A 13,975-nucleotide genomic window follows, 5' to 3' on the forward strand; every position below is an offset into this window, starting at 1 on the left:
TACAAGCGGTTTATTTTTGTTGAAATTTTGCAACTTACCCCAATACAATCCCCAGACTAAACAACAAGTTAGTGATTAATGCCAACCCTGCCATTTGCCCTAGAATTGGGTAAAGCTCTTTTGGATCTTGATGTTGATAAACAAAACGTGCGTGTTTTGCGAGTAGCGGTACAGCAAGTAAGAAGATGAAACTGTACCAATGTTCAAATTCCGAAATTGCAAAAATTAGATAAGAAATAACCGCTAGTACCAACAACGCAACATGGTATTTTCGCCCGTTTTGGCTGCCAATTCTCACAATCAGCGTGTTTTTGCCGGCTTGTCTGTCTTGGTTAATATCACGCAAATTATTGATATTTAATACCGCAACAGAGAGTAATCCGCAGCCGAAAGCAGGTAGTAAAATTATTGATGGTACACTATGAGCTTGTAGGTAAAACACGCCGATAACCGCTACAAAGCCAAAGAAAATCAGCACAAACAGATCGCCCAATCCTAAATAACCGTAAGCCTTTTTGCCGACGGTGTAAGTGATTGCAGCAACAATTGACACCACACCCAGCCCAATAAAAAAGAACAAGTCTTGAATGCTCTCAAAGGCATAAGCACTTAATGCTACGCCTGAAATAAAAGAGAGCAGACTTAAAATAATCACCGCTTTTTTTAGTTGCTCGCCACTAATTGCTCCTTGCTGAATGGCTCGAAGCGGTCCGATTCGTTCTTTGGTGTCGGAACCTTTCACGTGGTCGCCGTAATCGTTAGCGAAGTTAGAGAGAATTTGTAGCAAGATAGTCGTAATAAAAGCCAATAATGTCGTAATAAAATCAAATTTTCCAGCCCAATGAGCCAGTGCCGAGCCAACAATAATTGATGCCAACGCCAGTGGCAAAGTTTTGGGGCGAGCGGTGCTAAACCAAATCGAAAAAAGGGAATTTTTGTTCATAAATAATATTTCGTTTAAAATAATGAGTAATCTCCGTCATTTTATCAGAAAAAATCCCGATGACTTCTACCCCAAAACAATTAAATCCGATCCAGATCAATCCAATCGGTATTATGCAAAGCCCTTACGATGAAAAATTTTCCGTGCCTCGCCAGCCCAATTTGGTAGCGGAAGGAAAAGGCATTTTGCGATTAGTGCCACCTTATAACACGCCCGATGCGGTGCGAGGCTTGGAGCAGTTTAGCCATATTTGGCTGATTTTTCAGTTCCACCACATTCCAGAACGGGATTGGCACGCTACGGTTAGGCCACCTCGTTTAGGTGGGAATGAGCGAATCGGGGTATTTGCCAGCCGTGCGACTCATCGCCCTAATCCATTGGGCTTGTCGAAAGTGAGACTAGAAGAAGTGGTGGTTGAGAACGGCGACGTTTATCTGAAATTGGGCAGTGTGGATTTAGTAAACGGCACGCCGATTTTGGATATTAAGCCTTATATCGTCTATGCGGATAGTGAACCTGATGCAGTTTCGGGCTTTGCACAAGAAAAACCGGAGCAGAAATTATCAGTTGTATTTAGCGAAGAAGTTCAACAAGCGGTCAAATTTTGCCAAAATTTTGCAAAATTTGGCATTGAGCAGCCACTTACTTTTATTCGTGATGTGATTGCACAAGATCCCCGACCGGCTTATCAACAAGGGAAAGTATCCGATAGAATTTATGGTATGAACCTTGCAGGCTATAATATTCGCTGGAAAATAGAACAAGGTGAGCAAGTGCTCGTCCTTTCGATTGAGTAAATGAACTTTCTGAAAGTGGAGATATCTAATAAGTGAATTTTATCCCTTTAAGGACTAATTATGAAATTGAAAAATTTTCTCACACTTCTACCGCTTGCACTAACAACGGTAACGGCTTTTGCTGAAACGGCTACCACAGAGGCAGCCCCTGCCGGTACGGTTGTTTCGGTAGAGAAAAAACAAGCCTCAAACTTTAGTTTCTCAACCAAAGTAACTCGTAGCGTTGAACAAGATTTAATGCAGGCAACGGTTTATAGCCAAAAATCAGGGAAGTCATTACCTGAACTGAAAAAAAGTGTTTCGCAAAATTTGAATCAAGTGCTGGAACTAGCAAAAAAACATCCGGCGATTGAGGTGCAAGCGGAAGGAATTAGCAATAACGCCAATTACAATAACAAAGGGAATATTGACGGTTGGCAAGCCTACGGTAGCGTGAGCTTGAAAAGTAAAGATTTTAACGCCATGGCTGAGGTGTTAGAAAATTTAGGTAAAGATGTGGCAATCCAATCTATTTACTTTGGTGTATCACCTGAGAAAGTAGCCTCATTGGAAGAAGAGATGCTACTTGAGGTCATCAAAAAATTCCAAGATAAAGCAGAGATTATTCAAAAAGCTTTAGGGGCGAAAAAATATCGATTAAGTATGGTTAATCTGCAAACACCTAGCGATGGTGGCTATGAGTATGGATCTCGTATGGCAAGTACGATGTATGCAGCGGAACAAACTGCAATGGGAAAATCAGCAGATATGCCGTTAGAAGCAGGGAAAACTACCATTTCTGCCTCTGCTTCAGGTAGTGTCGATTTTGAATAGAAATGTATAGTTTTGTATAGACTTGTATTTTTACTTTAATTTTGAGGGGGAGTCCGTCTATACTAGTGACCCGAAATATGAGTATTGTAGCAAACTGTAATACTCATATTTTATTTATTGGCTATTTATAGCATTTTCGGAAAGTAAACACATGATGTGTAAATGCCTGTTAAGGTAAGGATAAAAAATGAAAAAATATTTTGCTGAATTTTTCGGTACATTTTGGTTAGTGTTTGGTGGTTGTGGTAGTGCAGTGTTAGCAGCTGGCATTCCGGAGTTAGGAATTGGCTATGCGGGTGTGTCATTAGCGTTCGGTTTAACCGTATTAACAATGGCGTATGCGGTAGGTCACATCTCGGGTGGTCACTTCAACCCCGCAGTTTCAATCGGCTTATTAGTTGGTGGACGTTTTAACGCGAAAGATTTAGTACCTTATATTGTTGCTCAAGTTATTGGTGCAATTGCAGCCGGTGCAGTGTTATACACCATCGCGTCAGGTATCCCGACATTTGATGCAACCGCAGGTTTTGCAAGCAACGGTTACGGCGAACACTCTCCGCACGGCTATAGCTTAATGGCAGCGTTATTAATTGAAGTAGTATTAACGGCATTCTTCTTAATTATTATTATGGGTGCAACAGATAGACGTGCTCCGGCAGGTTTTGCTCCGATTGCAATCGGTTTAGGTTTAACCTTAATCCACTTAATCAGCATTCCGGTAACTAACACTTCGGTAAACCCGGCTCGTTCAACCGGTGTGGCGTTATTCCAAGGCAGCTGGGCGATTGAACAATTATGGTTGTTCTGGGCAGCGCCAATCGTAGGTGCAATTATCGGTGCAGTTGCTTACCGCTTCATCGCTGATGAAAAATAATTTAACGAATTAATTTTGTGCAGCCCTAATTGTCGATTAGGGCTGTTTTTTGTTTTTATAAGGACTTTAAAATGAAAAACTTCATTAAATTTTGCGGAGTGATTTCAGCTACTTTACTTCTCAGCGGTTGCTTAGTGACTTCTGTCGTAGGTGGTGTGGTAGGCGCTGCTGTTGATGCGGTGGATACTGTCACTCCTGATATTATCGATTAATCACAAGCGGTAAAAATTTGCCGATAGATTGCAAATATAAAATAAAGCGTTAAAATGACTTGCTATTTTCAATCACACAGTATGAATTAAAGGATTCAATATGAAAATTACTAAAGATTTAGTGCCAAGCATTGCTTACCAAGTGCGTACCCAAGACGGCGTATTAGTAGACGAAGCTCCGGCAAATCAACCGTTAGAATACTTACACGGTCATAACAACTTGGTGGAAGGCTTAGAAAAAGCCCTTGAAGGCAAAGCTGTAGGCGAAGTCTTTGAAGTACGTGTAAAACCGGAAGAGGGTTACGGCGAATACAACGACAATATGGTTCAACGCGTGCCGAAAGACGTGTTTATGGGCGTTGATGAATTAGAAGTGGGTATGCGTTTTATCGCTGATACCGATTTAGGCCCATTACCGGTGGTAATCACGGAAGTTGATGGCGATGAAGTGGTGGTAGATGGCAACCATATGTTAGCCGGTCAAGAGTTATTATTCTCTGTAGAAGTAGTTGGCGTGCGTGAAGCAACGGCAGAAGAAATTGCACACGGACACGTTCACGGTGGTCACGAGCACGGTTGTGGTTGTGGCGGACACGATCATCACGATCACGAAGGCTGCTGTGGTGGACACGATCACGACCACCATCACGGACACGGTGGCTGCGGCTGCGGCAGTTATCACTAATTTTTATGTTCTCCCTCCCTTTTAGAGGGAGAGCTGTTTTCAGAATTTCCCTTTTAAAGCCATTGCTAAATAGTTAAACAAGCGGTCAAATTTCTCTGAAAATTTACCAATGTCTTTATAAAAATATAACCTTTCAAATGATGAGTGAAACCAAACAAAACGAATCGGTAGATTATTTACGTTCGATTTTAAGCTCGAACATTTATGATCTCGCCCAAGTTACCCCTCTGCAAAAAATGGAAAAACTGTCTGAACGTTTAGGCAATAATGTGTTTATTAAACGTGAAGATCGTCAGCCTGTGCATAGTTTTAAATTGCGCGGTGCTTTTGCAATGATTTCTAATCTATCTAAAGCACAAAAAGAAGCCGGTGTGATTGCCGCTTCCGCCGGTAATCATGCTCAAGGTGTGGCACTTTCAGCAAAACATTTAGGTTTAAGAGCCCTGATTGTAATGCCACAAAATACCCCTGCAATCAAAGTTGATGCAGTGCGTGGTTATGGTGGTGAGGTATTGCTCTATGGTGCAAACTTCGATGAAGCTAAAGCAAAAGCGATTGAGCTTTCAACTGAATTGGGGATGACCTTTATTCACCCGTTTGACAGCCCAGCGGTAATTGCAGGGCAAGGCACTATCGGTTTGGAATTAGTGCAGCAAAAGCCGGACTTAGATTATATTTTCATTCCTGTTGGTGGTGGTGGATTAATTGCAGGAATTGCCGTATTCATTAAGCAAGTTTTACCAAATATTAAAGTTATTGGGGTAGAGTCTAAAGATTCCGCCTGTTTGTATTACGCATTGAAAAATGGTCAGCCAACCGATTTAGAGCGTGTGGGCTTATTTGCCGATGGTATTGCGGTTCGCCGAATTGGCGATGAAACCTTCCGCCTTTGTCAGCAATATGTTGATGATGTTGTGTTGGTGGATAATGATGAAATCTGTGCTTCAATGAAGTTAATTTTTGAAAACGTACGTGCCATTTCAGAGCCATCGGGGGCAACTTCATTGGCTGGTTTAAAAAAATATGTAAAACAGCACCAATTACAAGAAAAGAATTTAGCTTGTATCCTTTCCGGGGCGAATGTTAATTTCCATACTTTGCGTTTTGTTTCTGAGCGTTGTGAAATCGGCGAAAAACGTGAAGCATTACTGGCGGTAACCATCCCTGAACAGAAAGGCAGTTTCCTAACTTTCTGTGAGATTTTAGGTAATCGTGCGGTAACTGAATTTAACTATCGTCATTCCGATGATCAAAATGCGTGCATATTTGTTGGCGTAAGAATTTCCGGCTCGGCAGAGAAGTTAGAAATCATTAAAGAGCTACAGCAAAATGGCTATGATGTAACGGATCTGTCGGATGATGATATTGCTAAAACTCACATTCGTTATATGGTTGGTGGTAGAGCGGCCTCTATCAAAAATGAACAGCTTTATAGTTTTGAATTCCCGGAACAGAAAGGGGCGTTACTGAAATTCTTGCAAATGCTCACAAATTGGGATATTTCTTTGTTCCATTACCGTGCTCACGGGGCAGATTATGGTGATATTCTCGCTGCATTTGCACTAAATCAAGGCGATGAAGTAGAATTAAATCAACATTTAGAACAGCTTGGCTATCGTTTCCAAAATGTCAGCAATAGCCCTGCATATCAATATTTTTTGAAATAAAAGTTAGGAATTAAAATGGCTCGTAAATATTTCGGCACAGATGGTGTGCGTGGAGAAGTAGGTAAATTTCCGATTACTCCTGAATTTGCCTTAAAGCTCGGTTGGGCAGCGGGTAAAGTGTTGGCAACACAAGGCACAAAAAAGGTTCTAATCGGAAAAGATACTCGTATTTCAGGTTATATGTTGGAATCTGCACTTGAAGCGGGTTTAACTGCAGCTGGTTTATCGGCAGTATTTGTTGGTCCAATGCCTACTCCTGCGATAGCCTATTTAACCCGTACTTTTCGTGCTGAAGCAGGTATTGTGATTTCAGCTTCTCACAACCCATATTATGATAATGGGATTAAATTCTTTTCATCAGTAGGCGAAAAATTGCCTGATGAAATCGAAGAAGCGATTGAAGCAATGCTTGATCAGCCAATGGATTGTGTCGATTCAGCAAATTTAGGGCGTGCAAGCCGTATTAATGATGCTGCTGGGCGTTATATTGAATTTTGTAAAGGAACTTTTCCATCTGAATTAAGCCTTGAAGGTTATAAAATCGTAGTAGATTGTGCCAACGGTGCAACTTACCATATCGCACCAAGTGTAATGCGTGAGTTAGGTGCAGAGGTAATTGAGATTGGTACGAAGCCAGATGGTTTAAACATCAACGAAAAATGCGGAGCAACGGATATTAAATCCCTGCAAAAAGTGGTGATTGAAGCAGGAGCAGACGTTGGTTTAGCTTACGATGGTGATGGCGACCGTTTAATTATGGTTGATCATTTAGGTAATAAAGTTGATGGTGACCAAATTCTCTTTATTTTAGCCCGTGAAGCTCTTCGCTCAGGTAAATTACAAGGTGGGGTAGTTGGCACATTAATGAGTAATATGAGCTTGGAGTTAGCATTAAAACAGTTAGCGATTCCATTCTCTCGTGCGAACGTAGGTGACCGCTATGTACTAGAGCAGCTTAAAGAGAAAGGCTGGAAATTGGGTGGTGAAAACTCAGGGCATATCATTGTATTAGATAAAAATACAACAGGCGATGGAGTAATTGCCTCTCTGCAAGTATTAGCTGCAATGGTAAGCCATAAATTAAGTCTCAATGATTTAGCGAAAGCTGTACCGTTATTCCCTCAAGTTCTACTGAATGTTCGTTTTGAGAAAGGTGCGGAGAATCCCCTTGAAAGCGATGAAGTGAAAGCCGTTGCCGCTGAGGTAGAAAAACGTTTGGCAGGCAAAGGGCGTATTTTATTGCGTAAATCAGGTACTGAGCCATTAATTCGTGTAATGGTAGAATGCGAAGATGGGCAACTCGCACAAAGCTGTGCAGAAGAAATTGTTGAAGCAGTAAAACGTAATTAATCGCAACAAGCGGTCATATTTTGTAAAAAATTTGCAAAATATGACCGCTTGTTGTTTAAAAGGAGCAAAAAATGGATCAACAAGAAATGAAAAAAATTGCAGCTCAAGCTGCATTAAAATTTGTAAAACCGAATACGATTGTAGGCGTTGGTAGTGGCTCAACGGTAAACTGCTTTATTGATGCTCTCGCTTCAATGAAAGATGAAATTAAAGGAGCAGTTGCCGCTTCAAAAGCCTCAGAAGAACGCCTGCGTGATATCGGCATTGAAGTGTTTAGTGCCAATGAAGTGAGTGAACTTGATGTTTATATTGACGGTGCTGATGAAATCACACCTCAAGGGGCGATGATTAAAGGCGGAGGTGCGGCTCTCACTCGTGAGAAAATCGTTAGTTCTTTGGCTAAAAAGTTTATTTGTATCGTGGATACCTCAAAACAGGTGGATGTACTGGGTTCAACTTTCCCATTACCGGTAGAAGTTATTCCAATGGCTCGCTCTTACGTTGCTCGTCAGTTAGTGGCACTTGGTGGTTCGCCGGAATATCGTGAAGGAGTAGTAACCGATAATGGCAACGTGATTTTAGATGTACATAATTTTAAAATTATCGAACCGTTGAAAATGGAGTATACAATCAATAATATTGCAGGTGTCGTTACAAATGGCATTTTCGCACAGCGTTATGCTAATGTTACTATTGTTGGCACACCTGAAGGTGCAGTTATATTAGAATAATTTATTATCGCAAATACATAATACTAGGAGCAAAAAATGGCTAAAATCTCTTTGGATAAATCAAAGATCAAGTTTCTTCTGCTTGAAGGAGTGCATCAAAACGCAATTGATGTGCTACTAGCAGCAGGTTATACCAATATCGAAGTTCATAAAAAAGCACTAGATGGTCAAGAATTGATTGACGCGATCAAAGATGCTCACTTTATAGGGATTCGATCTCGTACATTTTTAACCGAAGAAGTGTTAGCTCATGCCTCTAAATTAATTGCGATTGGTTGTTTCTGTATTGGTACAAACCAAGTTGATTTAAGTGCGGCGAAAAGACGAGGTATTCCAGTATTTAATGCACCGTTCTCAAATACCCGTTCTGTGGCAGAATTAGTACTTGCAGAAATGATTTTATTAATGCGTAAAGTACCAACTGCGAATGCTGAGGTACATCGAGGGGTGTGGAATAAGTCTGCCGTTGGTGCGAATGAAGTTCGTGGTAAGAAATTAGGGATTGTGGGATATGGACATATCGGTTCACAGCTTAGTATTCTTGCAGAAGCCATTGGTATGCAGGTTTATTTCTATGATGTTGAAAATAAATTGCCACTCGGTAATGCACAGCAAGTGCCAACGTTAGAGCATCTGCTTTCAACTTGCGATATGATTTCGTTACACGTTCCAGAAATTGACTCTACTAAAAACCTAATGAGTGCAGAACGCATTGCTCAATTAAAAGAAGGGTCTGTATTGATTAATGCAGCTCGTGGTACGGTTGTGGATATTGATGCGTTAGCCGCTCGCTTAGAAGCTGGTACATTGCGTGGCGCGGCAATTGACGTATTCCCAGAAGAACCTGCTTCAATTAACGATCCGTTTGTATCGCCATTATGTAAGTTTGATAATGTGATCTTAACTCCACACATTGGCGGTTCAACCTCTGAGGCCCAGGCAAATATAGGGACGGAAGTAGCAAATAAATTTGTGAAATATTCAGATAATGGCTCTACTGTAACAGCGGTAAACTTTCCTGAGGTGTCATTGCCACTTCACAGCCAAACTAAGCGTTTATTACATATTCACGAGAATCGTCCTGGTATCTTAAACCAAATCAACCAAGTGTTTGTGGAAGAGAATGTCAATATTGCTGCTCAATATTTGCAAACAGAACCAACTATTGGTTATGTAGTAATTGATGTGGAGTGTGATAATGTTGATGATGCATTACAACGCTTAAAAGCTATTGAAGGCACAATTCGAGCTAGAGTTCTGTACTAATTAAGAAAGAGCCTGAATGATATTCAGGCCCTTTGCATTATTATAATGCTTAAGAACAAGCGGTAAAATTTATGAGAAATTTTACCGCTTGTATTATATTTATTGTTTAGAAGCGGTAAGTAGCATTTGCAGTGAATGCGTTGCCTTTTAATTTCGTACCACTGCGTTTTAAGTTATCACGGGTGTATTCCGCGCCTAATTCAACATCGCTTGATACTGCATATTTTGCACCTGCACCAAAGCCAAAACCACGATACGTTTCATCGCCTACTTTACTAGAGGTTGCGTCGACTTTTACATAAGGAAGTAAATCTGAACCTACACGATAGCCTTGTTGGTAAGCTACAGTATATTTATTTTTTTGTTTTACATCACTAAATACTTTTGTGCTCCCAATTTTTGCTTTGCCTTGAACAATACCAACAAAGTTGTTACCTTGATCAAAGCCGTAATCTACAACAATTACTGGGCCTGTTGAGTCTTTCCCTTTTACACCATCTACCTTGTATTTGGTTGTTGTTACATCAACACCAACGCCTACACCTGTAAATGTGTTGCCAACAGGTGCTGCGAAAAGATTTGCAGAGAATAAGCAAGTAAGTGCTGCAATCGTTAGTTTTTTCATAAAATGACTCCTCTTTTGATTAAGATTCAATAGTGCCACAGAAACGATAACCTTCACCGTGAATGGTAACAATCATTTCAGGGGTGCTTGGATGAGCTTCAAAATGCTTTCGAATACGGCGAATGGTTACATCAACCGTTCTATCGTGAGGCTTTAATTCACGCCCAGCCATTTTTTGTAGTAACTCTTCACGAGTTTGAATTTTACCCGGGTTTTCACAAAAATGTTGTAATGCTCGGAACTCGCTGCGAGGTAATTTAGTTGTTTCTCCTTCTGGTGTAATAAGTGTATGGCTATTTAGATCAAGAGTCCAACCATTGAAATGATAACTTTCAACCTCAGCATTTACATTATCAGGAGAATGCTCTTTTTCGGGCATTGTTCTTTGCAGTAAATTTCTAGAGCGAATAGTTAGTTCACGAGGGTTAAATGGTTTAGTGATATAGTCATCTGCCCCAATTTCCAAACCGAGAATTTTATCAATCTCATTATCTCGACCAGTTAAAAACATAAGAGGAAGTTTTTTATTCTCCCTAATTTCACGAGCTAGAATGAGCCCATTTTTTCCAGGTAGATTAATATCCATTAATACGAGATTAATGTCTTGTGAATTGAGAACAGAATGCATTTCCTCACCGTTTGATGCTTGAAATACCTGATAGCCTTCTCCTTCAAAGATACTTTTTAGCATATTACGTGTAACGAGTTCATCCTCAACAATTAAGATTTGTGGGATCTTCATTTTATAAACCTCTAATTTTAAATTATAAATTCTATTCAGTAACTTTTATGTAACAATTATGCACATTTTACTTATAAATTTATTAATAGAAAGAGTAGAAATGATGATTTATTTAACTTAATCAAAGTTTTGTTATTTATCTCTATCATCAATGCCAAAAATTAGGTAATTTCCTTGAATATCAGCAAGGCTACGAAAGCCAATATTAAAAATTTCAAACTCATGGTGAGTATTTAGGCTTTTATAGTTGAAATTATCGTGATGATGACCGTGAAAAATCTTTGTAGCACCTAATTTTTTTGCCAATAGATTAATTGCCGAAAAACCTTGTGGGTGAGGTCTTGGTGCTTCATGAGTAATTAAAATATCTGCTTTTTCATTTTCTAGCGCCTCAAAATCAGATGGAAAAATTGAGGACCGATGTCTTAATGGCACACCTCCACGCCAAATTTTCTCTTGTGGGGTATATTGGCAAAAATGGATAGGGTCAAAAAACATCGGGCGGTTTGGTGGCATCCAAATATGACCTCGAAATACACCGCCGACTCCCGCAATTCTAATCCCTTGAATTTCTACTACTCTGCCGTGAATGTTACGTTCTTTCCATTTACTGTTCCAAATTGCATCAAAGGCAGCAACGGTTTTACTGTCGTGATTGCCATGAATAAACCAAATATCACAATATTGTGAAAGTTTATCTAATTCATCGGGGCTAGTCAGTTGGAGATCGCCTAAAATAACTAGTGCAACTTCCTCAGTTTGTTGCTGTAAAATAGGGTAAAGATGCTCATAGTTACCGTGCGGATCGCCTGCAAAAAGTATCATCTTGTTTTCCGTTACTTAGGTTCTGATTCGTTAAGGTTATATTGTTTAAATTGTGGGATCTGCTCTTCATTTAAGATTGCTTCAACTACTTCTTTTGCTTGGTTGTAACGATCTAAATAACTTGGCGATTCAATTTCAATGTAAGGAATACGATGTTTTTCCAATAATTTTTTCAATAATTGTTGGAATTGTTGGCGTTGCTTTTTCGAGCCTAAACTACGCAAACCGTCTGCAACCCACTTTGTGTTATTGGAAAGTAGAATAGTAACATCAAACGGGTATTCACGGATCATCGAATCCAAAAATGGATGCGCTTTGCCTTCATATTGAATACAAAATGCTTGTGTTGTAATGTAATCGGTATCAATAATGGCGACTTTATGAGCGTGTTTCATAGCATAATCAACATAACGCTGATGTCCTAGCACCATTTGTGGATAGTCAGAATATTGCATTGCTTGCTCATTACCACCGAGTTGTTCAAACACAAATTCACGCCCATATTCCCACGCAGAAGTGGTATTAAACACGTTCGCTAATTTGCTTACCAGCACTGATTTACCGCTACTTTCACCACCAAGAATAGCGATAGTTTTCACGAAAAACGGTCGCACTTCTTTCGGGATAAAACGCCAATATTGGAACGGATTATTACGAATTTGTGTCGCAGAAACATTGAAAGATTCACGAGCAGGATCGACTAAATGCACTTCTAAATTCAAATATTTTTCATATGGCTCTTTGTCTTGTGTTTCGCTACTAAAGACAATAGTCGGATTAATATTTTTTTCGGCAAATAATTCTTTCACACGAGCAGACCAGCCTTCCCAACCGTTAGGGTAGCTTGGAATACCATCTTCGACTAAATGATGGATAAAGATCTGTTTTTGCTGATATTTGAAGATCTGCTGCACCCAACGAAGGCGATCTTCATTAGTTGGCATACGCTTCATCTTACTTTGTTGAAAAAGGCGTAAATCACGCTCAGAATCAGTACATACAATAACGTGTAGCACATCGACTTTACTGAATGCCTCATAGATCATATTAACATGACCTGTATGAATCGGGTAAAATTTACCAAAAATGACACCAGAACGCTGATTACTATCTTCGACAATTTCTAAAACAGAATGTAATGCTTTGAGCTTGTTAGCACTTGGGTTTTTAATTTTTCCACTGACTAACTGATTAAAATAGGCGCGTGTGACACCTGCTTGTTCACAAACATCATTGACTTTAAGTTTAAGTTGTTTACGTTTTTGTTGAAGATAAGCGAAGTCTGCCATAATTATTCCCTCGATTTTTGGTCGTCATCATATAGTAAAATGTAGCATTTTAATATCTTTTTATACGAAAAAAGCCATGCTGATATTATATTCGTGCATTAATTGATAACACATAGGATTTTTTTTCCTTTTTTGCCGATTTCTCGCTATAATCACGGCAATTTTCACTTAAAAATGGTTTAGACTTTATGCGACTGATTCGAGGTTTCCACAATTTAGCAAAATACACAGAACTGAATAAAGGCTGTGTGCTTTCTATCGGGAATTTCGATGGCGTGCATATTGGGCATCAAAATATTTTAGCTCGCCTTTGCGACCAAGCCTTAGAGCTGGATTTGCCTTCGGTTGTGATGATTTTCGAGCCGCAGCCTCGAGAATTTTTTGCAAAAAAAAGCGGAAATTTAACCGCTTGCAACCCACCGGCTCGCCTAATGCGACTGCGTGACAAGCTCAAATATCTCGCCGAGGCTGGTGTGGATTTTGTGCTTTGTGTGCGTTTTAGCGAAAGGTTCGCCCAAATTTCAGCGAAAGATTTCATCAGCGACTTATTGGCGAAACGGTTGAAAGTTCGCTATTTGAGCGTGGGTGATGATTTCCGCTTTGGAGCCAAACGTAGCGGCGATTTTGAAACGCTACGCAATGCCGGCTTAAAATACCGCTTTGCGGTGGAAGAGAGCCACACCCATAGCCTAAACGAGCAGAGAATTAGCAGCTCGCTTGTGCGAGAAGCCCTCGAACATAACGATTTAGCGTTGGCGGAAAAATTGCTCGGCAAGCCCTATTCTATTCACGGACGGGTTGCCCATGGTAACAAGCTCGGCAGAACCATCGGCTTCCCCACGGCAAATATTATGCTCAACCGCCTAGTAACCCCTATTCAAGGCGTATTTGCAGTGAAAGTCCAAACCAAAAACGGTAGCTACAATGGCATTGCCAATGTCGGCAACCGACCAACCATTAATGGTACAAAACCGTTGCTAGAAGTGCATATTTTCGATTTCAACGCCTCCATTTACAATGAGGCGATTGAAGTGATTTTTCTGGAGAAGATCCGCAACGAAATCAAATTCCCAAATTTTGAGGAATTAAAAAAACAGATCGAACAAGACCGCCTACAAGCGGTAGAATTTTTTAAGGAATTTGCAAATTAATCCTT

At 40.1% G+C, this 13,975-nt stretch carries 15 protein-coding genes; 10 read left to right on the forward strand and 5 right to left on the reverse strand.

Annotation, left to right across the window (positions count from 1 at the left end):
- Positions 1-34 precede the first annotated feature (34 nt).
- A complete protein-coding gene (locus A6B40_RS08090) occupies positions 35-943 on the reverse strand; it encodes a 1,4-dihydroxy-2-naphthoate polyprenyltransferase (protein WP_176672094.1) in 909 nt (302 codons plus the stop codon).
- A 59-nt stretch (positions 944-1,002) separates the two neighbouring features.
- Here A6B40_RS08090 and tsaA point away from each other — a divergent pair, with 59 nt between their 5' ends.
- From tsaA to serA, 9 genes are all read left to right on the forward strand, one after another.
- Positions 1,003-1,740 carry a tRNA (N6-threonylcarbamoyladenosine(37)-N6)-methyltransferase TrmO gene (tsaA, locus tag A6B40_RS08095; RefSeq protein ID WP_025247215.1) on the forward strand — a complete coding sequence of 246 codons (738 nt, stop codon included), beginning with the start codon at positions 1,003-1,005 and terminating at the stop codon, positions 1,738-1,740.
- A 60-nt stretch (positions 1,741-1,800) separates the two neighbouring features.
- On the forward strand, positions 1,801-2,553 hold the full coding sequence (locus tag A6B40_RS08100) for an SIMPL domain-containing protein (RefSeq protein WP_176672095.1): 753 nt from the start codon (positions 1,801-1,803) through the stop codon (positions 2,551-2,553).
- A gap of 187 nt (positions 2,554-2,740) precedes the next feature.
- Positions 2,741-3,427, forward strand: coding sequence for an aquaporin Z (gene aqpZ / locus A6B40_RS08105; protein ID WP_025216606.1), 687 nt, complete (start codon positions 2,741-2,743; stop codon positions 3,425-3,427).
- Between the two features lie 71 nt (positions 3,428-3,498).
- The gene (locus A6B40_RS08110) at positions 3,499-3,639 is read left to right on the forward strand and encodes a hypothetical protein (protein WP_176672096.1); all 141 of its coding nucleotides are present in this window, start codon (positions 3,499-3,501) and stop codon (positions 3,637-3,639) included.
- 100 nt (positions 3,640-3,739) lie between these two features.
- Positions 3,740-4,324 carry a peptidylprolyl isomerase gene (gene slyD, locus A6B40_RS08115; protein WP_176672097.1) on the forward strand — a complete coding sequence of 195 codons (585 nt, stop codon included), beginning with the start codon at positions 3,740-3,742 and terminating at the stop codon, positions 4,322-4,324.
- A gap of 140 nt (positions 4,325-4,464) precedes the next feature.
- Positions 4,465-5,991: a threonine ammonia-lyase, biosynthetic gene (ilvA, locus tag A6B40_RS08120; RefSeq protein ID WP_414625547.1), complete on the forward strand. Its 1,527-nt coding sequence runs from the start codon at positions 4,465-4,467 to the stop codon at positions 5,989-5,991.
- 15 nt (positions 5,992-6,006) lie between these two features.
- Complete coding sequence (glmM, locus tag A6B40_RS08125) at positions 6,007-7,341, forward strand: phosphoglucosamine mutase (protein WP_025247218.1); 1,335 nt, start codon at positions 6,007-6,009, stop codon at positions 7,339-7,341.
- Between the two features lie 71 nt (positions 7,342-7,412).
- Positions 7,413-8,072, forward strand: a complete 660-nt coding sequence (rpiA, locus tag A6B40_RS08130; RefSeq protein WP_025247219.1) for a ribose-5-phosphate isomerase RpiA — start codon at positions 7,413-7,415, stop codon at positions 8,070-8,072.
- 36 nt (positions 8,073-8,108) lie between these two features.
- Complete coding sequence (gene serA / locus A6B40_RS08135; RefSeq protein WP_025247220.1) at positions 8,109-9,338, forward strand: phosphoglycerate dehydrogenase; 1,230 nt, start codon at positions 8,109-8,111, stop codon at positions 9,336-9,338.
- A 106-nt stretch (positions 9,339-9,444) separates the two neighbouring features.
- Here serA and A6B40_RS08140 read toward each other — a convergent pair whose 3' ends face one another.
- From A6B40_RS08140 to nadR, 4 genes are all read right to left on the reverse strand, one after another.
- The gene (locus A6B40_RS08140) at positions 9,445-9,963 is read right to left on the reverse strand and encodes a porin family protein (RefSeq protein ID WP_025216612.1); all 519 of its coding nucleotides are present in this window, start codon (positions 9,961-9,963) and stop codon (positions 9,445-9,447) included.
- A gap of 19 nt (positions 9,964-9,982) precedes the next feature.
- Entirely contained in the window at positions 9,983-10,705 is a 723-nt protein-coding gene (gene arcA, locus A6B40_RS08145) for a two-component system response regulator ArcA (protein WP_025216613.1), read from the reverse strand.
- A 132-nt stretch (positions 10,706-10,837) separates the two neighbouring features.
- On the reverse strand, positions 10,838-11,530 hold the full coding sequence (locus A6B40_RS08150; RefSeq protein WP_025247221.1) for a metallophosphoesterase family protein: 693 nt from the start codon (positions 11,528-11,530) through the stop codon (positions 10,838-10,840).
- 11 nt (positions 11,531-11,541) lie between these two features.
- Complete coding sequence (gene nadR / locus A6B40_RS08155; RefSeq protein ID WP_025216615.1) at positions 11,542-12,819, reverse strand: multifunctional transcriptional regulator/nicotinamide-nucleotide adenylyltransferase/ribosylnicotinamide kinase NadR; 1,278 nt, start codon at positions 12,817-12,819, stop codon at positions 11,542-11,544.
- A 188-nt stretch (positions 12,820-13,007) separates the two neighbouring features.
- Between nadR and ribF the strand changes: the two genes are divergently transcribed.
- On the forward strand, positions 13,008-13,970 hold the full coding sequence (gene ribF / locus A6B40_RS08160; protein ID WP_025247222.1) for a bifunctional riboflavin kinase/FAD synthetase: 963 nt from the start codon (positions 13,008-13,010) through the stop codon (positions 13,968-13,970).
- The last annotated feature ends 5 nt before the right edge of the window (positions 13,971-13,975 follow it).

Source organism: Mannheimia varigena, assembly GCF_013377235.1.
Classification (GTDB): domain Bacteria; phylum Pseudomonadota; class Gammaproteobacteria; order Enterobacterales; family Pasteurellaceae; genus Mannheimia; species Mannheimia varigena.